Here is a 19,818-nt window from a genome sequence, read left to right as displayed (position 1 = left end):
CCGGGATGCGGAATGCAGCCCGCTGTGCTTTACCTCACTTGAATTTCGGGCTTGTGCATCGCAACACAGCCCATTATTATCGCTAATAGAACAGATGTCAATGAGGAGTTTTATTTTTGTTCCTGAAGCGCTGGAACACGCCTCCTCCCGCACCGCAAGAAAGGACCCATCGCTATGGATGCGACAAAAACGCCAACAGACGTTGAGCTTTTGGAGAAGGCGAGGGAAGCAGCACACCACGCATGGGCACCGTATTCCTCATTCCCGGTCGGTGCCGCCCTGCTTCTCGACGATGGCCGGGTCATCACCGGCTCCAACGTCGAAAATGCCTCCAGCCCCCTTGGTATCTGTGCCGAGCGCAACGCCGCCGCTCACATGATTACGTCAGGAGATGCCACCGCTGATGACGGCCACTTGCCCAATCTGCCCGTAATTCGCGCTGTTGCCATCGTTGGCCTCAAGGCTGAACCGTGCTATCCGTGTGGCGCCTGCCGCCAGGTGCTGCGCGAGTTCAATTGCGAACGAGTCATCGTTTCCGTCGATGGTGCACCCCGCAGCTTCGACTTCAGTGAAATCCTTCCCCACTCCTTTGGCCCCGAGGCCCTCTAAGAGAATGGTCTGATAAACATGGAACGCCTACAAGGTCTTTTAGGAATCCTCGCGATCCTTGCGGTCATTTACGTTCTTTCCAGTTCCCGCAAAAACATAAAGTGGCGCACAATCGGTGTGGGCCTCGCCCTACAGATTGTCTTCTGCTACCTAGTGCTGGCATGGGAGCCCGGGTTCAAAGCTCTCGAAGCGGTCTCCCACGGTCTCACCAAGCTCACTGATTTCACGAACGAAGGTACGTCGTTTGTATTCGGTGGCTTACTCGGGGAAAACTTCATTTTCGCCCTCAATGTTCTTCCTGTAGTCATCTTTTTGGGCGCAATTATTGCTGCGCTCTACTATCTCCGGGTTATCCAGTACTTCGTCGAGTACGTCGGTTCGGGCATCAAATGGCTTATGGGCACATCCAAGGTGGAGTCTGTCTGGGCCACGACAGTTATTTTCCTCGGCCAGTCGGAGGCCCCTCTCGTCATCAAGCCGTACCTGCCCAAGCTCACTCGTTCGGAGCTCTACACCTGTATGGTCGGCGGCTTCGCCTCGGTCGCCGGCTCCACGCTCATTGGTTATTCCCTATTGGGCGCACCGTTGGAGTATCTTCTGGCCGCATCCTTGATGAACGCCCCCGGTTCCCTTCTCATCGCCAAGGGCCTCATGCCGGAGACCGAGGAATCTAATCTAGATGCCACGGTCAAGGACGTGCGCGATAACGATTCCAAGAACATCATCGATGCCATCAGTAGCGGTGCCATGGCCGGTGGCAAGATTGCCATTTCAGTGGCCTGCCTCCTCATTGCCTTTATCGCCATGATCGCTATGCTTTCCGCCATCCTCGGCGGCGTAGGTTCCATCTTCGGTCAAGACAATTGGTCTCTCGAAGGCCTCTTTGGTCTCCTCTTCGCGCCGGTGGCATGGCTTATCGGCGTCCCGTGGGACGACGTTATGCAGGTCGGCAACTTCATTGGCCAAAAGACAATCCTCAATGAGTTCGTTGGCTACACCGCGTTTGGTGAAAACATCGACCAGCTCAGCGACAAAGCCATCATGCTCTCTTCCTTCGCCCTGGCTGGCTTTGCCAACATCTCCTCCATCGGCATTCAGATTGGATCAATCGGCGGCCTTGTACCAGAGCGCCGCGGCGAGATTGCGAAACTCGGGCCTAAAGCCCTGTTCGGTGGTTTCTTAACCAATATGCTCAACGCCGCCATTGTGGGCGTCATCGTCGCCCCCATGGTTCTTTAACCCGCGCCAAGGAGAGCCTCTCAGCACGAGGGGCTCTTTTGTTTGTTTTCTCCTAAAGCTGAAGCAATCGGTTCGCTGTTTCTTTGTCGATAACGACATGCGTCGCCAACTTCATACGCAGCGCGGTATCGATGGCTGCCATCTTTTGAAGCCCACCGGCCACCAAGAAGCGTTGCGGAATCGCCTTTAGTTCTGAGAGTGAAATGCCGATAGTGCGCGCATCTATAGCTGGCGAGGCCACCTCCCCATCGGCCGTGTAAAAACGCGAGCAGGCGTCACCAACGGCCTGGCGTTCAAGCACGTGGATCTCCTCTTCACTGAGGTATCCAAGGTTCATCAACAGGCTATCGCGCGAGACAGCTCCCACAGTGAAAACCGCAAGATCAGCGTGGCGCCCTGCATTCAAAATGGAAGAAATGTGTCGATCTTTTTCGACGATTTCTTTTGCTTCCGCAGAATCGAAAATGACCGGCAGAGGCAGACTTAGAGTCTCGGCTCCAAACGCCGCACTAATGCGCTTGAGCGTGTCCATGTCATTCGTCACGCGGATAGAGTGCGAATGTCCGCCTTTGAGCTGTACAATCTCGACTCCAGCCACGCTTTTTGGCTGCATATGCCGCGCCACTGAGTGCATGGTATTCCCCCAGGAAATTCCCACACTCATACCGTCATGGACAAGTTCATGGAGCATCTTGGCCCCGACGCGCCCCAAGCCCTCTGTAAGCGTGTCTTCATCACCACGAGGGCTAAAGACGAGACGAACATCCTCAAGCCCATAACGCTCCATTAGACGTTGGCCTAGTTCATCGCCGTCCTCACGGGGATCATGGATTTCCACCGTGACGTATCCGCGGGTTTTGGCATGTTGCAAGAGCTTGGCAACGGTTGGCCGGGACAACCCCATCTCAGCAGCCACCTCGCTTTGACTCAGTCCTCCGCGATAGTAAAGCTTGGCCACCTGCAGTGATTGTTCGTCACGTAGCTCCATGGTCGATTCCTCTCATCCACTCTGATTTGAGCCACAAAAATGGCCGAGCGACGCTTTCCAGCACCACCCAGCCATAAATCTACAGCCGGTTTAAGCGGATTCCTTCGCTTCGTCCGAGTAGACGAACTCCGGCTCACCTTCGCCCTTCACGCAGGCTTCGGTGATATGGACGCTGGCAATATCCTCGCGGTCCGGCAGGTCATACATCACCGGAACAAGCAGCTCCTCCATGATGGCGCGCAGGCCACGCGCACCGGTCTTGCGCTCCAGTGCCAACTCAGCGATGGCATCGAGCGCTTCATCCTCGAAGTGCAACTCCGCGCCGTCCATGCTGAACAGGCGCTGGTACTGCTTGACCAAAGAATTCTTCGGCTCCACGAGCACCTTGACCAGAGACTCTCGGTCCAAGTTGTCCACCGTCGCCACAATCGGAAGACGGCCAATAAACTCCGGAATCAGGCCGAACTTCACCAAGTCCTCGGGGCGGACCTGCGAGAAGAAGTCAACAGACTCTTTTTCATCCTTGGTTTCCAGCTTGGCGCCGAAACCAACGCCCTTCTTGCCCACACGCTCCGAAATCACCTTGTCCAAACCAGCAAAGGCGCCAGCAACAATGAACAGGATGTTAGAGGTATCCAGCTGGATGAACTCCTGGTTCGGGTGCTTGCGCCCGCCCTGCGGCGGGATGGCGGCCACGGTGCCTTCAAGAATCTTGAGCAGCGCCTGCTGCACACCTTCACCGGAGACGTCACGAGTGATTGACGGGTTCTCCGACTTGCGGGAAATCTTGTCTACCTCATCAACGTAAATAATGCCTTGCTGCGCGCGCTCAACATCGAAATCGGCTGCCTGGAGTAGCTTGAGAAGGATATTCTCCACATCCTCGCCCACGTAGCCGGCCTCTGTCAGGCTGGTGGCATCCGCGATGGCGAAGGGGACGTCGAGAAGCCGGGCCAAAGTCTGTGCCAGGTAAGTCTTACCGGAGCCAGTGGGGCCCAGCATGAGGATATTGGACTTGGCAATCTCCACGTCCTCTTCCTGTGCCTTCTTGCGGCGACTCTCCAAGCCCGCGGCTTCTTCTGCCTTGATGCGCTTGTAGTGGTTGTACACCGCCACCGACAGCACGCGCTTGGCCTGATCTTGGCCGATGACGTACTTATCTAGGAAGGCCGAAATCTCCGAGGGACGCGGCAGACGCATCTCCTTCTCTTCATCCGCCTCGGCCTGAGCTGCGCCGAGCTCCTCCTCAATAATCTCGTTGCAGAGCTCAATGCATTCGTCACAAATGTAGACGCCGCCGCCGGCGATAAGCTTCTTTACCTGCTTTTGACTCTTTCCGCAGAAGGAGCACTTGAGCAGGTCAGCGCTTTCTTGCATACGTGCCATGAACGCCTTTCGACTCTTTTCTCTGAGGGTGTTAGTGGGGCGATTCTACCGCAGCCCCCGCGGTCTTCATTCCACTCTAGTAAACCACTCACCCATGAGCTTCATTCCCCACTGAGTGGCGCGCCATTGAATTTAAAACAGTCTTTAATCAACATAGACAGAGCTGCTTGCTCGTTTACTTCTGCTGTCCGCCCCTTCACCGACATCGGCGTCAACAAGGCCCTCCACACCACCGGCGCTAGCCATACCACTGGCGCTAGCCTCCTAGGCTGAAGCTCGGACACATCCGCCCCAACCGTTCAGGAGCAACTCCAGGTTCGACCTTCAAGACCAGGCCGCGACCGATCTCGACGCAGACGCCCTGCTTGTCGACGTCACCTCGCGCGACTCCGTGCGAAACCTCTCCTGGGACGTCGACAAGCGCTATGGCCACATCGTCATCTTGCCAGTTTATGAGGGCTAAGCCGCTCTTCGCCGAAAGCAAGCCCCGCCCCGGACCAAATCCGGAGGCGGGGCATCGCGCCTACACGCAACTTACCTAGGCGTTGAGCTTACGGTAATCAAAGACGGTATCGATGAGACCGTACTCCACTGCTTCCTGGGCGGTGAGAATCTTGTCACGGTCAGTATCGATGCGAATCTGCTCAGCGGTGCGGCCGGTGTGCTCGGCCAGGGTCTCCTCCATGAGGCGGCGCATACGCTCAATCTCGTTGGCCTCAATCTCAAGATCAGAGACTTGGCCCTGGGTGCCCTGCGTGCGCGGCTGGTGGATAAGCACGCGAGAGTTCGGAAGTGCTGCGCGCTTACCCGGGGCACCGGCAGCCAGCAGGACGGCTGCGGCGGAGGCGGCCTGGCCCAGGCACACGGTCTGCACGTCCGGGCGCACGTAGCGCATGGTGTCATAGATGGCCATCAGCGCGGTGAAGGATCCACCCGGGGAGTTGATGTACATCGTGATATCGCGGTCTGGGTCCTGAGACTCCAGCACCAGCAGCTGCGCCATGATGTCGTTAGCGGAGGTGTCATCGACCTGGGTGCCCAGGAAGATGATGCGCTCCTCAAACAGCTTGGAGTACGGGTTGGTGGTCTTGGATCCCTGCGCGTTCTGCTCAATAAACTCTGGCAGAACGTAGCGGGAAGAAGGCATCTGAAGGTTAGACATTGTAATAAGGCTCCTTGTTCCCTAGTTGCTGATAGGACCGTTGACGGACTCGATGACTTGGTCGACGATTCCGTACTCCTTGGCCTGCTGGGCGGTGAACCAGCGGTCACGGTCAGAGTCCTTGGTGATCTGCTCGAAGGTCTGGCCGGTGTGCTCAGCGATGAGCTCAGCCATCTCACGCTTGGTCTGCGCGAACTGCTCAGCCTGGATGGCGATGTCAGCTGCGGTACCACCGACACCAGCGGAAGGCTGGTGCATCATGATGCGCGCGTGCGGCAGAGCGTAGCGCTTGCCCTTGGTGCCGCCGGAGAGAAGGAACTGACCCATAGAGGCAGCCAGGCCCATGCCGTACGTGGCAATATCGCACGGCGAGTACTTCATCGTGTCGTAAATGGCCATGCCCGCAGTGACAGAGCCACCCGGAGAGTTGATGTAAAGCGAAATGTCGCGAGTGGGGTCCTCGGCAGACAGCAGGAGGATCTGGGCGCAAAGCTTGTTCGCAATCTCATCATCGACCTGGGTTCCCAGGAAGATAATGCGCTCACGCAACAGGCGCTCGTACACGCTATCGCTCAGATTCATACCCGTAGACGACGAGTTCATTGAAATCTTCTCAGACATTAGTGGTTCTCCTTCAAGTGAAGAATGCTTTAACTGGCCCCACCTTACCGGCATTCCTCTCAAACTTGGCTTCTGTTCGCTATGAGCGTTGGGGCACAGCGCCAAAGGCGCACTCGGAAGCTGGGTTAACATTTACTCATGTCTGTTTCCGAGCTGTCCACCAGTACCCAGAACTATTTGAAAGCTATCTGGGGGCTAAAGGAATGGTCATCCGAGCCCGTTACCGCCACGCTTATAGCAAAACAGCTGGGACTCAAGCTCTCCTCGGTCTCTGATGCAGTGCGCAAAATGGCGAAGCAAGGGCTCGTGTCACACACGCCCTATGGCTCTGTGGAGTTAACCGAACTTGGCAGGCAGTACGCATTGGTCATGGTGCGCCGTCACCGATTGCTTGAGTCTTTTTTGGTTCAAGCATTGGGCTACACCTGGGACGAAGTCCACAATGAAGCCGAAAATCTCGAACACGCGGTGTCTGACGTGCTCATAGAACGTGTGGATAAGTTCCTTGATTACCCCACTAGGGATCCGCACGGCGATCCTATCCCTACGGTTGATGGACAGATCACAATCCCCAGTGCGCATCGCCTCACCGACAGCGGTGCACAATCGCAGGTGACCGTGGAACGCATTTCTGATTCCGACCCACAACTGCTGAAGTTCCTTGAGGAGCGCGGCATTGTCACTGGGGCTGTTCTTAGCACGCGCGAGGGAGCGCCCTTTTCAGATTCTCTCGAAATACAGGTGGCCGGCAGCACTCAGTGGGTAGTACTTGGACGCCCAGCTACCGACGCAGTGTTTGTAGCACACCACAACCTTTAGACATTCCCCTTTGCATTAATCCTGCTCTCACCTGCTCTTTTCAAAACTACGTTAGACCGTAGTTGCAACTACGCCATTGCGTAGTTAGTCTTTTCGAATATCACCTATCCCACTTATGGCTAAGGCCAGGATGAGCAGGATTGCTATGTCAGACTCACCAGATTTGGTGTACTTTTCCAGCGTTTCAGAAAACACGAAAAGATTCGTCGAACGCTTAGATAGACCCGCGGTGCGCATTCCACTGCGCCCCAAGAAAACCGGGATGATCCAGGTTTCACACCCGTACGTACTCATCGTTCCCACCTACGGCGGCGGCTCGCTCAAACGCGCAGTCCCCAAACAGGTCATCGACTTCCTCAATGACCCAATCAACCGCTCCTTTATCCGGGGCGTTATTACCTCAGGGAATACCAACTTCGGAAGTGCTTACTGCGTCGCCGGACGCATCATTTCCGCCAAGTGCCACGTACCGGAGCTGTATCACTTCGAGCTTCTCGGCACCCAGAAGGACATCGCCGCCGTAAAGCAGGGCCTTCAGAAGTTTTGGGAGCAGCAAAAGCAGCTAACGATGACACCCCATTAATCCCCCACAAGATGAAGAACACATCCGCATCACACAGATTGGACAACACAATGTGGCCTCTTGATGCCACCCCCACACAGACTATTGGCGCTACGCCCCGCACCGCTTCAGCAGACAATGCCGGCGGTGTCGGCAAGCGCAAGAGCTACCACGCACTCAACGCGCAGCTGAACTTGTTCGACGCTTCTGGAAAAATCCAGTTTGACAAGGACATTCAGGCAGCACAAGACTATGTCACGCACCATGTCGCTCCCCGCATGCATCAGTTCGATTCCACCAAGCAACGCTTGGAATGGTTGGTTGATAACGAGTACTACGAGCGGGATTTCCTTGAGCTTTATGATGACGCCTTTCTGTGCGCCATGTACGACAGAGCTCATCGAGCTAAGCACCAGTTCCGCACCTTCCTCGGCGCATTTAAGTTCTTCACTTCATATGCACTGAAAACCTTTGATGGCTCCCGATTCCTAGAAGGCTACGAAGAACGTGTCGCCACCACAGCTTTATACCTTGCACAGGGCGACGAAGAGCTCGCAGAAAAGCTGGTGGATGACATCATGACCGGACGCTTCCAGCCCGCCACCCCTACTTTTCTCAACGCAGGCAAAGCCCAGCGCGGCGAAATGGTCTCCTGCTTCCTCCTGCGAATCGAAGACAACTTGGAGAGCATTGGCCGCTGCGTGAACTCTGCACTGCAACTATCAAAGCGCGGTGGTGGAGTGGCCCTGTTGCTGAGCAATCTGCGCGAATCCGGAGCCCCGATCAAAAAGATTGAGAACCAGGCTTCCGGCGTAGTCCCAGTCATGAAGATTCTCGAAGATAGCTTCAGCTATGCCAACCAATTGGGTGCCCGGCAGGGCGCTGGAGCCGTCTACCTGCATGCGCACCATCCAGATATTCTTCGCTTCCTGGATACCAAGCGGGAAAATGCCGATGAGAAAGTCCGCATCAAGACTCTTTCGCTGGGGGTTGTTATTCCAGATATAACCTTCCGGCTGGCCAAAGAGAACAAGGATATGCATCTTTTTAGCCCGTATGACATCGCTCGCGAGTACGGCGTAGCCATGTCTGACATGTCCATCACCGAGTACTACGACGAGCTGGTTGCCAATCCGCGAATTTCTCACACGACCATTAAGGCCCGCGAGTTTTTCACCACGCTGGCTGAGCTTCAGTTTGAATCCGGATACCCCTACATCCTCTTTGAGGATACGGTCAACCGCGCTAATCCCCTCAAAGGACATATCAATATGTCCAATCTGTGTAGCGAAATCCTCCAGGTCAACACGCCATCGACCTACGGAGCTTCGGGTGACTACACCACCGTTGGCCAGGATATTTCCTGCAATCTAGGTTCGCTCAACATTGCGAAGGCTTTTGAATCGCCGGACTTCGGGGAGACCGTCGAAACCGCGGTGCGTGCCCTCACGAAGGTTTCAGACCTGACGAATATCGAAGCTGTTCCCTCCATCGCTCACGGAAATGCTTCCATGCATGCCATTGGTCTGGGCCAAATGAATCTCCACGGCTTCCTTGCTTCACAGCGTATTCCTTATGGCTGCGCCGAGGCACTGGACTTTACAAATATCTATTTCCTCACGGTGACCTACCATGCGCTCCGCGCATCCCATGCACTCGCGGTTGAAAAAGGTCAACGATTCACAGGCTTCGAAGAATCCACCTATGCCACTGGCGCCTACTTTGACAAATACATCGACCAAGACTGGGCGCCAGCCACTGAACACGTAAAACAGCTCTTCCATGAAGCAGGCGTGCAGATCCCTCAACGCGAGGATTGGCTACGGCTCAAGAATCAAGTGATGCAAGACGGCATCTACAACGCCTACTTGCAGGCAGTTCCACCCACTGGATCAATTTCCTACATCAATGACTCTACCGCGTCCATCCACCCAATTGCCTCCAAAATTGAAATACGCAAGGAAGGCCGCTTGGGGCGCGTGTACTACCCCGCACCGGAAATGACCAACGACAACCTGGAGTATTTCGATGACTCCTACGCCGTGGGATACGAAAAAATCATCGACACCTACGCCATGGCCACCCAACACGTGGACCAAGGGCTTTCCCTGACCTTGTTCTTTACCGCTGATACCACCACGCGGGACATCAACAAGGCACAAATCTATGCCTGGAAAGCCGGAATCAAGACCCTCTACTACATCCGTTTACGCCAATCCGCGCTCCAAGGAACCGAGGTCGAAGGCTGCGTCTCCTGTGCTTTGTAGGAGCACGGTCCTCCCCCTTGTCCACAACCATTCACTCAGAAAGAAAGAAGCTATGTCTTCAACATCGAATAGTGCTGAACTAACCAGCATTTCAGTTACTCCGCCGAGCTACCGGCATGATCCTTCAGCCCGCATCCGCGCCATCAATTGGAACCGGGTGAGCGATGACAAGGATCTTGAAGTGTGGAACCGTCTCACCGCCAACTTTTGGTTGCCAGAGAAGGTCCCGCTTTCTAATGATCTCCCGGCGTGGCAGAAGATGACACCCGAGGAACGCAACCTCACCATGCGGGTGTTCACGGGACTCACCACCCTGGATACTGTCCAGGCCACCGTGGGTGAAATCTGTCAGATTCAAGATGCCCGCACCGAACACGAGGAGGCCGTGTATACCAACATCGCCTTCATGCAGTCAGTCCATGCCCGTTCATACTCTTCAGTGTTTTCTACCCTGAGCAGTACAAAGGAAATTGATGAAGCATACCGCTGGGCGGTGAATAATGACCTTCTCCAGGCACGCGCCAAGAAAGTGCTCGCGCACTATTTTGGGCCGGATCCACTCAAACGCAAGGTGTCATCGACGCTGCTTTCCTCGCTGCTTCTCTACGCGGGTTTCTATCTTCCCTTGCACTTTTCTGTCCACGCCACCCTGACAAATACGGCAGACATGATTCGCCTCATTCTGCGTGACAAGGCAGTGCACGGCTACTACTCGGGTTACAAGTATCAGCGCGGTCTGGAATCCACGACCCCGCTACGGCAGAAGGAGATGCATGATTTCACCATTTCTTTGCTCGAAGAGCTTTATGCACTAGAGCTGGACTATTCCGGCGAGCTATATGAGCCTTTGGGACTCATGGATGATGTAGCTGTGTTCGTTCGCTATAACGCCAATAAGGCACTCATGAATTTGGGCTACCCGGATTATTTCCCGCCCGAAGAAACGGAAGTGAACCCAGAAATCCTCGCGGCCCTAGCCCCCGGAGCAGATGAGAACCATGACTTCTTCTCCGGATCTGGTTCCTCCTATGTCATTGGTACTGCTGAAGAAACGAGTGATGATGACTGGGATTTCTAAACCTTTTCCGCGACCGGACCAAGGAAGCTGGCTTGAGACCATCGCGCTGTTTGAAGCCATCCGCGAAGGAAACCAACCCGCAGCCATGCGGCTGTTGAATACATCCGCCGCACGAGAAGCAGTCCTCGGGGGGCTTCTAGGACTCATCGAACTGTACTTCCGCCATGAAGAAGGAGACAAAGTAGATGGCTTCCTCACCGCCGCCCACGCTGCCGGCCCACCACCGGCCTTTGGCTGCAAGCCTTTTCTCCCTTGACCACGTCTCCCTACACCCAACTAAGAAAGAAGGTTTACCATGACCACCCCACGTATCAGCGTTATCGTCGGCAGCCTGCGCCGAGAATCATTTGCACGCAAGATTGCACACGAGGTGCTCACGATGATCCCTGAAGACTACGAGGCAAACATCGTGGAAATCCGTGACTTGCCGCTCTATGACTTCGACTACGATGACCCCGCCGTCACGGACAAGCCCACTCCGGCTGAGTACACCACCTTTCGCGAGACCATCAAGAACTCGAGCGGGATCCTCTTCATTACGCCAGAGAACAACCGCACTATCCCTGCCTGCCTCAAGAACGCAGTGGACATCGGCTCTAAACCCAACTCAGATGTGGCGTGGAAGAACCTTCCCGCAGGTATCATTAGCCACTCTGTAGGCCGTATGGGCGGCTACAGTTCACAGAAAAACCTTCGCCTCGCCCTGTCCTACTTCGATATGCCGCTCCCTGGTCAGCCCGAAGTATTTCTGGGCCAATCCCCCACCCTTTTCGAAGAGTCCGGGCATCTCAATCAACGTACCGCAGACTTTGTCAAGGATTACGTTATGCGCTTCCTGCAGTTGACCGACGAGGCCTTTAGAGCCAAGAACGGCTAGCGGTATCCCCAGCCAACACACATCACGCCCTCTACGAAGTACTCAAAGACTCCTAGAGGGCGTTCACAATGACACAAACCCCGGATTCAGGCTCATCTTTGAGTTACCTGAATCCGGGGTTTCATGCGCGCTCGCCACCACACATGTGGCAGCAGCGCGTTACAAGCGGGAGATTACTTCTCCTCGGAAGCCTCAGCCTCGTCCTCATCGATCTCACCGAAGTACTGGTCAACATCAACCTTGTTGCCAGCCTCATCGGTGACCTCGGCACGGCAGATAGCCATTGCCAGGGCCTTGCCACGGCGAACGTCAGAGAACAGGTTGCCCAGCTGGTTGCTGGACTGCAGCTGCTGGATGAACTGGTTCGGGTCCATGCCGTAGGACTGCGCGGTGAACAGGATGTGGTCGGTCAGCTCCTGCTGGGATACCTCCGGCTCCTCAACCTCAGCCAGTGCGTCGAGGAAGAGCTGGGTACGGACGGACTCCTCAGCGGACTTGCGAGCATCAGCATCGAACTCTTCGCGAGTGGTGCCCTGAGCCTCCAGCAGCTGAGCCAGTGCCTTCTCGTCGTGAGCCATCTGGCCCATGATCTGGTGCAGCTGAGCGTGAACCTGCTCGTCGACGATGGACTTCGGCAGCTCGAAGGAAACCTCGTCGAGAGCGGCCTTGAGGACCTCATCGCGGATGTTAGCCGCCTGCTCGGACTTCTTGGTTTCCTCGACGCGGGTCTTGGTGTCCTCGCGCAGCTCGTCCATGGTGTCGAACTCGGAAGCCATCTGTGCGAACTCGTCGTCGAGCTCCGGCAGCTTGCGTTCCTTGGTCTGCTGGACGTGGACCTTAACGGTAGCCTCTTCGCCCTCGTGCTCACCGGACTGGATAGTGGTGGTGAACTCGTTGTCCTCGTCGGTCTTCATGCCGCGCAGAGCGGTGTCCAGACCCTTGATGAGGTTGTCATCACCAATGCGGTAGGTCATGCCCTCGTGGGAAGCCTCATCCAGCTTGGTGCCGTCCACCTCAGTGGTGATGTCGATGACAGCGAAGTCACCGGTCTTCATCTTGCGCTTGGTGTCCTTGAGCTCACCGAAGCGCTCAGCAAGGTTCTCGAGTGCCTTGTCGACGTCCTCATCGCCCACCTCGAGGGCCGGAACCTTGACAGAAATCTTGGAGAAGTCCGGAACCTCAAACTCCGGGCGCACGTCTACCTCAGCGGTGAACTCGACAAAGTCGTTGTCCTCCAGCTTGGCAATGTCAACCTCCGGCTGGCCAATAACCTTGAGCTCGTTTTCTTCAACGGCCTGCTCGTAGCGAGACGGCAACATGTCATTAACGACCTGCTCGAGGATAGGGCCGCGGCCGAAGCGGGCGTCGATAAGCTGGCGCGGAGCCTTGCCCTTACGGAAACCGGGGATGGAAACCTGCTGCGCGATCGCCGCGTAGGCCTGAGCGATTTCCTTGTCCAACTCAGCGAACGGAACGTTGACGGTGAGCTTGACGCGCGTATCGCTCAGCTTGTCTACGGTGGTCTTCACGAGAAACTCTCCTGATTGTGATCGTTTAAAAATGTAATTAAGGGGCCTGGATGAGTGTCCAGGCCCCCATACGTCGGGGCGACAGGATTTGAACCTGCGACCCCCTGCTCCCAAAGCAGGTGCGCTACCAAGCTGCGCCACGCCCCGTATGGAAAGCCTCTGCGCCCGGAAGTCCCGTACGCAGCTGCGCTTCATACTGGGGCTAGTGTACCGATAGCCGCTTGACTATCCCAACACCGGCCCCATTTTAACGACCTTTCTGCATGTCAGAGGCTCTTTCTCCGCTTAGAAGTCGAAGTCAAAGTCAAACATTCCACCATCGCCTCCGTCGCCGCCAAAGAGACCATCGAAGAACCCTCCTTCATCGCCTCCTCCGACATCACCGGCGCCCATATCTCCGCCGCCATCCATGTCACCGCCAACATCCGCCATGTCGCCTGCATCATGGCCACCCCAGTCGCCGCTTTCAGCCGCCGCGGCAGAGTAGCCGACGCCGGACATGCCCGCGAACATGGCGTTGAACATCATGGAGTAGCCCACCATCCACACTCCGGTGGTCAACGCATCAGCCCACCACGGGCGCGAGTACCAACCGGCCGGGACCGGGCGCCCTGCTACGACACCACCCGGGTAGTAGTTCGGGGTTTGTGCCGATGCGCTTGGCGACGCCGTCAGCGTCTCCCCATTTGCCTCCACCGTGCGGGTCTCCGTGACCTTGCCGGCCTGGCGCTGGCCTTCCAGCGGCGGGAGTTCTGGGCCTGGGTCCATGCCCATAATCTCGCGCGCGGCCGCCACGTAGTACAGACCCTCCAGCGCGGACTCACGCGCAAGGTGCGCCTGCTTGACTGTGCTGGCCTGGGAGATTGCGGAGTTTGCAGCGGTGAAACGCTCGGATGCATCCGCCATGGCCTGCTGGGAGGCAGTATCGGTTCCGCTCAGGTTCATCACCTGACCGCCCAAGCGCTCAGTCCAGCGGCGGGCATCCGCCAGGGCATCATCGAAGCGCTCGGATTCTCGCAGCTCCTTTTGCTTCTTTCCGTTTAACGAAGACAAGAACCATACGCTGCCACCGACAGCGATAATGATGAGCCACAGAGCGGCCACGAGAACACCTCTCCTATCAGAGCCGTGAGTTTTACAGTGATTGCATTCTTACCCACCGTAACGTCTAAAGCCCTGCTCTAGTTCCCGTTTTCGCATCGGCGCCGGTGTGCGCTAAAGTAGACGCCACGCCGATTCGCGCGCTCATCGCGAGGAGTTTCGGGGTTGTGGGAATGTCGTATAGTGGCTAATACCTCAGCCTTCCAAGCTGAAGACGCGGGTTCGATTCCCGTCATTCCCTCCAAATTTTTCTGGCGGTCTCCTCCACAGGAGCCCGTCTTTTCTGCGTACAGTGGTGCCCATGACTACATCGAACGCTGTACCGACGATCACACTCAACGACGGCAACACCATCCCCCAGCTTGGCTACGGAGTCTTCAAGGTTGACCCCGACAAGACCGAAGAGCTGGTTCTCGAGGCCCTCAAGCTGGGCTACCGACACATCGACACCGCTGCCATCTACGGCAACGAAGAAGGTGTGGGCCGCGCGATTGCCAAGTCCGGCATCCCGCGCGAGGAGCTCTTCATCACCACCAAGCTATGGAATGACCGTCAGACCGACGCAGCCGCAGCACTCGACGAATCGTTGGAGAAGCTCGGACTTGACTACGTGGACCTCTACCTCATCCATTGGCCCTGCCCGGAGAACGATACTTACGTCGAGGCCTGGAAGCAGCTCATCGAGCTGAGGAAGGCCGACAAGGCCAAGTCCATCGGTGTCTCCAACTTCGAACTGGAGCACTTGGACCAGCTGGAAACCAAGACTGATGAAACCCCCGTGGTCAACCAGGTAGAGCTGCACCCCTACCTGCAGCGCTGGCGCGAGCTCGATGCCTTCCGCGCCCACCAGGTGCACATCGAGGCCTGGGGCCCGCTGGGCCAGGGCAAAACCGATCTCTTCGAGCAGCCGGAAATCACTGAGCCCGCCGAGAAATACGGCGTCTCCCCCGCTCAGGTGATCATCCGCTGGCACCTACAAAATGGTGTCATCGTGTTCCCGAAGTCCGAAAACCCGGAGCGCATCGCGCAGAACTTCGATGTCTTCGGCTTCGAGCTTGATGATTCCGAGATGGCTGCGATTACTGATCTCGACCTCGGGGAAGAGGGCCGTGGCGGCACTCACCCCAAGGAGATGAACTACTAAGCCTCCGGAAGCTCCGGCGGAATGTTGGTGCGCTCGTACTCGGCAAGAATGTCGATACGGCGCTGGTGGCGCTCAGCACGGGACCACTCCTGATCCAGGAAAGCGTCCACGATAGCGAGCGCCTCCTCCTCGGAGTGCATACGGCCACCGATGCCGATGAGCTGGGCATTGTTGTGCTCGCGGGCGAGGCGTGCGGTCTCGGGGGACCACGCCAGGGCGCAGCGCGCGCCCTTGACCTTATTCGCGGCAATCTGCTCGCCGTTTCCGGAACCGCCCAGCACGATGCCCAGCGAGCCCGGATCGTTGACGGTCCGCAACGCCGCCTCAATGCAAAATGCCGGGTAGTCATCCTCGGCGTCGTACTCATGGGCACCGCAATCAATGACGTCGTGGCCCTGCTTCTTTAGGTGTTCGGCGATGACGTTCTTCATCTCGAACCCTGCATGGTCTGCTCCTAGATAAACGCGCATGCCCAACATCTTAGCGGTCAGCGAACACACCCGCCGACCCGTTTTAGCAATAACTCAAAATTGATATGGTGGGGCAGGTCTACTCCCCTAGGAAGGACCCAGCTACGCCTATGAACACTCGTGTTTGTGTCCTTTACGTCGGCGCAATCCTTGTCGGCGCAGGTTTATTCGCCGCCGATTTCTTCACCGACAACGTCTTCATTCTGCCTCTTCTCTTGGCAGCAGTGATGACGCTGGCCCACCTCAGCGTGGGCCTGTGGTGGCTCCTGCATAAGCCACGCACCGCCGGCGGAATCACCGCCGGCGTCCTAGCGCTACTTGCGGGCGCCTCGTGGGGCACGTGGGTAGCCGCCGAGTGGGAGGAATATCAGGCGCAGAGCTATCTGCCCATCATTAACATCGCGGGACTTCCTGCTTTCGTGCTCACCCCCATCGTCCTCGTTTGCGTCATCGCGGCGGCAATGCGCAACCGCACGCGTTAGACCTGCGGGGCTTCCGTGCGGGAGCGCTTGAGCTCGAAGAAGTAGGGGAACTGGGCGAGGCGCACGGAGGCGTCGAAAAGCTCGCCGGCTTCCTCGCCGGCGGGAACGCGAGTAATGACCGGGCCGAAGAAAGCGGTATCGCCGAACTTCACTACCGGGGTGCCGACCTCATCGCCGACCTCGGAAATGCCGCGGTTATGGAACTCGGAGAGCTTGTCATCCATCTCTTCGGTGTTGGCCACGGAGGCGAAGGTGGCGGGGAGGGAGGCGTCGGAAAGCGCCTGCTTGATGATGTCGTCGTAGGCGCCGTAACCCTTCTTGCCGCCCTGGCCCTCGGTGTGGATGCGGGTGCCCATTGCGGTATAGAAGGCATCGACCTTCTCCGGGGCCTCCACGGCAATCTTGGCTGCCACGCGGGCAGGGCCCCAGTTGGCCTCCATCATCTTCATGTACTCCGGATCCAGGTCACGGCCCTTGTTGAGCACGGACAGGGACATCGGTTCGAAGGTCACCTCGATATCGCGGACCTTCTCCACTTCTTTAATCCAACGCGAGGTCAGCCATGCGAAGGGGCAGGAGCAGTCGAACCAGAACGTCACTTGTTGAGCCACGGTAAATCTCCTTTGATTGTGCGGTCTGTGGCATCCCACCCTAGGCGTGTGACTACGCTGGTGCAGAGACTTAATCACCGACGAAGAGGAGTAACCTACATGACCTCGATTAACCTCACCCGCGAGGAAGCCCAGCAGCGCTCGGGCATGGTGGAGGTAGAGCACTATGACGTCGCCCTCGACCTCACCGGGGAGGAGTTTTTCACGTCTACCACGGTGGTGAAGTTCCGGGTAAAGGAAGCTGGCTCAACCTTTATTGACTTGCGCGGGGACGAGCTTGTCGAGGTCCGTCTCAACGGTGCGCCGTTGCCTACCAATGCCTATGACCCGACTTACGGCATCCCGTTGTCGGGTTTGCAGGTGGCTTCTTATGAGCTAAAAGTCGTGGCAAAGATTCGTTATTCCCGCACGGGCGAGGGCCTGCACCGCTTCGTTGACCCGGTCGACGGCGAGGCTTACCTCTACACCCAGTTCGAGACTGCCGACGCCAAGCGCGTCTTCGCCTGCTTTGACCAGCCGGATTTGAAGGCGACGTACTCGCTGGCTTTTGAGGTTCCGGAGCACTGGACGGTGATTACGAACTCCCCCATCACGCGTTCAGGCAATACCGTGCGCGCGGCGGTGGACTACCCGCTGTCGACCTACCTGATTGCCCTGTGCGCCGGCCCGTACGTGGGCGTGACGGATACGTGGACCGGCACCTTGGCGGAGCACCCGGAAGGCTCGCCTGCTCAGTCCGTTGAGGTGCCGCTGGGGATTTACTGCCGCCCGTCGCTGCTGGATTCGCTCGACGCGGAGCGCATTTTTACTGAGACCAAGCAGGGCTTCGATTTCTACCACCGCAACTTCGGCTTTGCCTACCCCTTTGGCAAGTACGACCAGATTTTCGTGCCGGAATTCAACGCTGGTGCGATGGAGAACGCCGGCTGCGTGACCATTCGCGATGAATACGTCTTTACGTCGCAGGCCTCGCATTACAAGTATGAGCGCCGCGCGGACACCATTCTGCACGAGCTGGCGCACATGTGGTTCGGCGACTTGGTGACCATGCAGTGGTGGGATGACCTGTGGCTCAACGAATCCTTTGCCACGTGGTCCGCCGCTATCTCTCAGGCGGAGGAGACCCAGTACGACACCGCGTGGGTGACCTTTGCCAACGTGGAGAAGGCCTGGGCTTACCAGCAGGATCAGCTGCCCACGACGCACCCGATTTCCACGGATGCCTCCGATATTGAGACCGTGGAGCAGAACTTTGACGGCATCACCTACGCCAAGGGCGCCTCGGTGCTCAAGCAACTGCAGGCTTATGTGGGCCGCGAGAACTTCTTCGCCGGCGTGCGCCGCCACTTCCAGGAACACCAGTGGTCGAATGCCACATTCGGGGATCTGCTGCGCCACTTGGAGGAGGCCTCGGGCCGCGACCTGTCCTTCTGGGCGCAGCAGTGGCTGAAGACCACGGGAGTCAACACGCTGGGTGTGGCGTTGGAGACGGACGAGTCCGGCACCATCACCCAGGCCCACCTCACCCAGCGCGGCGATACCCTGCGCACGCACCGCGTCGCCGTCGGCGTCTACGCGCTGCAGGGAGAGAAGGTGGTGCGCACCGAGCGCATCGAGATGGATATCGATGGTGCCTCCACAGAGATTCCGGAACTCATCGGCCGCCCGCTGGCGGATATCGATTTCGTGCTGCCCAATGACGATGACCTGACCTACTGTCTCATCGAGCTGGGTGCGGGTTCCCTGCAGTTCCTGTTGGAGAATATCGACAAGTTCGAAGACCCCATGGCCCGCACGCTGTGCTGGTCCACCGCGTGGGAGATGACCCGTGCTGGCTCGATGCGCGCCCGCGATTTCGTCGCACTCGTCGCCCGCGGTGCTGAGGCCGAAACCGAGCTCGCTGTGCTCGAACGCATCCTCTCCCAGGCAGCTTTGGCTCAGTCCACCTACGCCGACCCGGAGTGGGCAAAGGAGGATACGCAGCTTGCCGACGCCCTCCTTGAAGGCGCTCGCTCCGACAACACTGAGCGCTCCATCGTCTTCGCCCAGGCGCTGGCCGGCATCAAGCTTCACGACGCCTCCCGCACCTTCTTCCAGGACCTCCTTGAAACCTCCTCGGATGCGGGCCTGCGCTGGAAGGCCCTCACCGCGCTCATTGCTGATGGCTCGCTTGCCAGCGCCACCGGCCCCGAGCACGCCGGCGCCGCCATGACGGCCGTGGCTGAGGAACTCAAGCGCGATAACACCGCGACGGGCTATCAGGCTTCCCTCAAAGCGTTGGCAGCTGTAAACACCGAGGACAACAAGCGCGCAGTATGGGACGAAATCGTCGCTGGTGAGTTGGGTAACCGCGACTTGGAGTCAAAGCTAGCGGGTCTGACGTTCGTAGGCGCCGACGAGCTCCTGCCGAACGCTGAGTTCTTCGACGTGGCGGAAAAGATTTGGTCCGCGCAGTCCAATGAGATTGCCCTGACCACGGTGACCGGGTTGTTCCCGCGCTGGGATGTCAGCCAGGAGACCCTCGACCGCGCCGACGAGTTCCTCTCCCGCGACCTGGCCGGCGGCCTGCGCCGTACGGTCACCGAGCAGCGCGACCGCCTCGCCCGCGCCCTGCGCAACCGCGCCGTCGACCGTGGTTAATCGTTTTCTCCCCGCAACCAGTGTTTTTTCTGCTTCGGTTGCGGGGTTGGTGGGCCTGTTTTAAGCTTCGTGGTCATGGGGGTATTAGAAACCTACTTCCACTACCGCAACTCGGGGATAGCGCTAGTGGAAAAAGCATCCAGCTCACCCGACGAGCTTCGCGCACTCGGCGCCGACCCAGCCGACGCCACCGAGCTTTCCCACCTTCACCGCACCTACTTCGGGCACACCCG

The 19,818-nt window shown here is 57.6% G+C and carries 19 protein-coding genes and 2 tRNA genes; 12 read left to right on the top strand and 9 right to left on the bottom strand.

The features are described from left to right. Positions 1-174 precede the first annotated feature (174 nt). Together HMPREF2875_RS00425 and HMPREF2875_RS00420 are read left to right on the top strand one after the other, a co-directional pair. Positions 175-609, top strand: a complete 435-nt coding sequence (locus tag HMPREF2875_RS00425) for a cytidine deaminase (RefSeq protein WP_070669502.1) — start codon at positions 175-177, stop codon at positions 607-609. Between the two features lie 18 nt (positions 610-627). Continuing rightward, the gene (locus HMPREF2875_RS00420; protein WP_070669501.1) at positions 628-1,848 is read left to right on the top strand and encodes a NupC/NupG family nucleoside CNT transporter; all 1,221 of its coding nucleotides are present in this window, start codon (positions 628-630) and stop codon (positions 1,846-1,848) included. Between the two features lie 52 nt (positions 1,849-1,900). Here the strand turns inward: HMPREF2875_RS00420 and HMPREF2875_RS00415 are convergent, their stop codons facing one another. From HMPREF2875_RS00415 to HMPREF2875_RS00400, 4 genes are all read right to left on the bottom strand, one after another. Beyond that, positions 1,901-2,836, bottom strand: a complete 936-nt coding sequence (locus HMPREF2875_RS00415; RefSeq protein ID WP_070669500.1) for a sugar-binding transcriptional regulator — start codon at positions 2,834-2,836, stop codon at positions 1,901-1,903. A 90-nt stretch (positions 2,837-2,926) separates the two neighbouring features. After that, positions 2,927-4,222 (bottom strand): ATP-dependent Clp protease ATP-binding subunit ClpX, encoded by a 1,296-nt coding sequence (gene clpX, locus HMPREF2875_RS00410; protein WP_070669499.1) that lies wholly within the window; start codon positions 4,220-4,222, stop codon positions 2,927-2,929. Positions 4,223-4,760: 538 nt separating this feature from the next. Next, complete coding sequence (locus HMPREF2875_RS00405) at positions 4,761-5,384, bottom strand: ATP-dependent Clp protease proteolytic subunit (RefSeq protein ID WP_039676418.1); 624 nt, start codon at positions 5,382-5,384, stop codon at positions 4,761-4,763. Between the two features lie 21 nt (positions 5,385-5,405). After that, positions 5,406-6,005 carry an ATP-dependent Clp protease proteolytic subunit gene (locus tag HMPREF2875_RS00400; protein ID WP_070669498.1) on the bottom strand — a complete coding sequence of 200 codons (600 nt, stop codon included), beginning with the start codon at positions 6,003-6,005 and terminating at the stop codon, positions 5,406-5,408. Between the two features lie 138 nt (positions 6,006-6,143). On the opposite strand from HMPREF2875_RS00400, the gene HMPREF2875_RS00395 reads away from it, so the two are divergent. From HMPREF2875_RS00395 to HMPREF2875_RS00370, 6 genes are all read left to right on the top strand, one after another. Then, positions 6,144-6,824: a metal-dependent transcriptional regulator gene (locus HMPREF2875_RS00395; protein WP_070669497.1), complete on the top strand. Its 681-nt coding sequence runs from the start codon at positions 6,144-6,146 to the stop codon at positions 6,822-6,824. A gap of 115 nt (positions 6,825-6,939) precedes the next feature. Continuing rightward, positions 6,940-7,407, top strand: a complete 468-nt coding sequence (gene nrdI, locus HMPREF2875_RS00390) for a class Ib ribonucleoside-diphosphate reductase assembly flavoprotein NrdI (RefSeq protein ID WP_005324049.1) — start codon at positions 6,940-6,942, stop codon at positions 7,405-7,407. Between the two features lie 50 nt (positions 7,408-7,457). Then, positions 7,458-9,653 (top strand): class 1b ribonucleoside-diphosphate reductase subunit alpha, encoded by a 2,196-nt coding sequence (gene nrdE / locus HMPREF2875_RS00385; RefSeq protein ID WP_070669496.1) that lies wholly within the window; start codon positions 7,458-7,460, stop codon positions 9,651-9,653. Positions 9,654-9,705: 52 nt separating this feature from the next. Next, positions 9,706-10,731 (top strand): class 1b ribonucleoside-diphosphate reductase subunit beta, encoded by a 1,026-nt coding sequence (gene nrdF, locus HMPREF2875_RS00380; RefSeq protein ID WP_023020918.1) that lies wholly within the window; start codon positions 9,706-9,708, stop codon positions 10,729-10,731. After that, a complete protein-coding gene (locus HMPREF2875_RS00375) occupies positions 10,715-10,987 on the top strand; it encodes a hypothetical protein (protein WP_034655492.1) in 273 nt (90 codons plus the stop codon). The genes nrdF and HMPREF2875_RS00375 overlap by 17 nt, the downstream gene beginning before the upstream one ends. A 39-nt stretch (positions 10,988-11,026) precedes the next feature. Next, on the top strand, positions 11,027-11,608 hold the full coding sequence (locus HMPREF2875_RS00370; RefSeq protein WP_070669495.1) for an NADPH-dependent FMN reductase: 582 nt from the start codon (positions 11,027-11,029) through the stop codon (positions 11,606-11,608). A gap of 173 nt (positions 11,609-11,781) precedes the next feature. Here HMPREF2875_RS00370 and tig read toward each other — a convergent pair whose 3' ends face one another. From tig to HMPREF2875_RS00355, 3 genes are all read right to left on the bottom strand, one after another. Then, on the bottom strand, positions 11,782-13,137 hold the full coding sequence (gene tig, locus HMPREF2875_RS00365) for a trigger factor (RefSeq protein WP_070669494.1): 1,356 nt from the start codon (positions 13,135-13,137) through the stop codon (positions 11,782-11,784). Between the two features lie 73 nt (positions 13,138-13,210). Further along, positions 13,211-13,284 (bottom strand) — tRNA-Pro (locus tag HMPREF2875_RS00360). Between the two features lie 138 nt (positions 13,285-13,422). Then, a complete protein-coding gene (locus HMPREF2875_RS00355) occupies positions 13,423-14,241 on the bottom strand; it encodes a hypothetical protein (protein WP_070669493.1) in 819 nt (272 codons plus the stop codon). Between the two features lie 166 nt (positions 14,242-14,407). On the opposite strand from HMPREF2875_RS00355, the gene HMPREF2875_RS00350 reads away from it, so the two are divergent. After that, positions 14,408-14,482 (top strand) — tRNA-Gly (locus HMPREF2875_RS00350). Between the two features lie 57 nt (positions 14,483-14,539). Then, positions 14,540-15,382 (top strand): aldo/keto reductase, encoded by an 843-nt coding sequence (locus HMPREF2875_RS00345; RefSeq protein ID WP_070669492.1) that lies wholly within the window; start codon positions 14,540-14,542, stop codon positions 15,380-15,382. On the opposite strand, the gene HMPREF2875_RS00340 is transcribed toward HMPREF2875_RS00345, so the two are convergent. After that, positions 15,379-15,852: a ribose-5-phosphate isomerase gene (locus HMPREF2875_RS00340; protein ID WP_070669491.1), complete on the bottom strand. Its 474-nt coding sequence runs from the start codon at positions 15,850-15,852 to the stop codon at positions 15,379-15,381. The two genes, HMPREF2875_RS00345 and HMPREF2875_RS00340, sit on opposite strands and share 4 nt — an antisense overlap. A gap of 110 nt (positions 15,853-15,962) precedes the next feature. On the opposite strand from HMPREF2875_RS00340, the gene HMPREF2875_RS00335 reads away from it, so the two are divergent. Continuing rightward, entirely contained in the window at positions 15,963-16,334 is a 372-nt protein-coding gene (locus HMPREF2875_RS00335) for a hypothetical protein (protein ID WP_070669490.1), read from the top strand. Here the strand turns inward: HMPREF2875_RS00335 and HMPREF2875_RS00330 are convergent. Continuing rightward, the gene (locus HMPREF2875_RS00330; protein WP_070669489.1) at positions 16,331-16,945 is read right to left on the bottom strand and encodes a mycothiol-dependent nitroreductase Rv2466c family protein; all 615 of its coding nucleotides are present in this window, start codon (positions 16,943-16,945) and stop codon (positions 16,331-16,333) included. The genes HMPREF2875_RS00335 and HMPREF2875_RS00330 overlap by 4 nt on opposite strands. 99 nt (positions 16,946-17,044) lie before the next feature. Between HMPREF2875_RS00330 and pepN the strand changes: the two genes are divergently transcribed. Beyond that, positions 17,045-19,585 (top strand): aminopeptidase N, encoded by a 2,541-nt coding sequence (gene pepN / locus HMPREF2875_RS00325; protein WP_070669488.1) that lies wholly within the window; start codon positions 17,045-17,047, stop codon positions 19,583-19,585. The last annotated feature ends 233 nt before the right edge of the window (positions 19,586-19,818 follow it).

Source organism: Corynebacterium sp. HMSC078H07, assembly GCF_001812805.1.
Classification (GTDB): Bacteria; Actinomycetota; Actinomycetes; order Mycobacteriales; family Mycobacteriaceae; genus Corynebacterium.
Note: the sequence above shows the minus strand (reverse complement) of the source record. Positions and strands in the feature narration are given on the sequence as shown.

What these genes read in the sequence shown, in the direction of transcription:
- clpX (WP_070669499.1), bottom strand. Translation starts at nt 4,222, where the DNA reads ATGGCACGTATGCAAGAAAGCGCTGACCTGCTCAAGTGCTCCTTCTGC.
- HMPREF2875_RS00345 (WP_070669492.1), top strand. Translation starts at nt 14,540, where the DNA reads ATGACTACATCGAACGCTGTACCGACGATCACACTCAACGACGGCAAC.
- HMPREF2875_RS00340 (WP_070669491.1), bottom strand. Translation starts at nt 15,852, where the DNA reads ATGCGCGTTTATCTAGGAGCAGACCATGCAGGGTTCGAGATGAAGAAC.
- HMPREF2875_RS00420 (WP_070669501.1), top strand. Translation starts at nt 628, where the DNA reads ATGGAACGCCTACAAGGTCTTTTAGGAATCCTCGCGATCCTTGCGGTC.
- nrdE (WP_070669496.1), top strand. Translation starts at nt 7,458, where the DNA reads ATGTGGCCTCTTGATGCCACCCCCACACAGACTATTGGCGCTACGCCC.
- HMPREF2875_RS00425 (WP_070669502.1), top strand. Translation starts at nt 175, where the DNA reads ATGGATGCGACAAAAACGCCAACAGACGTTGAGCTTTTGGAGAAGGCG.
- HMPREF2875_RS00395 (WP_070669497.1), top strand. Translation starts at nt 6,144, where the DNA reads ATGTCTGTTTCCGAGCTGTCCACCAGTACCCAGAACTATTTGAAAGCT.
- nrdI (WP_005324049.1), top strand. Translation starts at nt 6,940, where the DNA reads ATGGCTAAGGCCAGGATGAGCAGGATTGCTATGTCAGACTCACCAGAT.
- HMPREF2875_RS00370 (WP_070669495.1), top strand. Translation starts at nt 11,027, where the DNA reads ATGACCACCCCACGTATCAGCGTTATCGTCGGCAGCCTGCGCCGAGAA.
- HMPREF2875_RS00400 (WP_070669498.1), bottom strand. Translation starts at nt 6,005, where the DNA reads ATGTCTGAGAAGATTTCAATGAACTCGTCGTCTACGGGTATGAATCTG.
- HMPREF2875_RS00415 (WP_070669500.1), bottom strand. Translation starts at nt 2,836, where the DNA reads ATGGAGCTACGTGACGAACAATCACTGCAGGTGGCCAAGCTTTACTAT.
- HMPREF2875_RS00375 (WP_034655492.1), top strand. Translation starts at nt 10,715, where the DNA reads ATGACTGGGATTTCTAAACCTTTTCCGCGACCGGACCAAGGAAGCTGG.
- HMPREF2875_RS00335 (WP_070669490.1), top strand. Translation starts at nt 15,963, where the DNA reads ATGAACACTCGTGTTTGTGTCCTTTACGTCGGCGCAATCCTTGTCGGC.
- nrdF (WP_023020918.1), top strand. Translation starts at nt 9,706, where the DNA reads ATGTCTTCAACATCGAATAGTGCTGAACTAACCAGCATTTCAGTTACT.
- HMPREF2875_RS00405 (WP_039676418.1), bottom strand. Translation starts at nt 5,384, where the DNA reads ATGTCTAACCTTCAGATGCCTTCTTCCCGCTACGTTCTGCCAGAGTTT.
- pepN (WP_070669488.1), top strand. Translation starts at nt 17,045, where the DNA reads ATGACCTCGATTAACCTCACCCGCGAGGAAGCCCAGCAGCGCTCGGGC.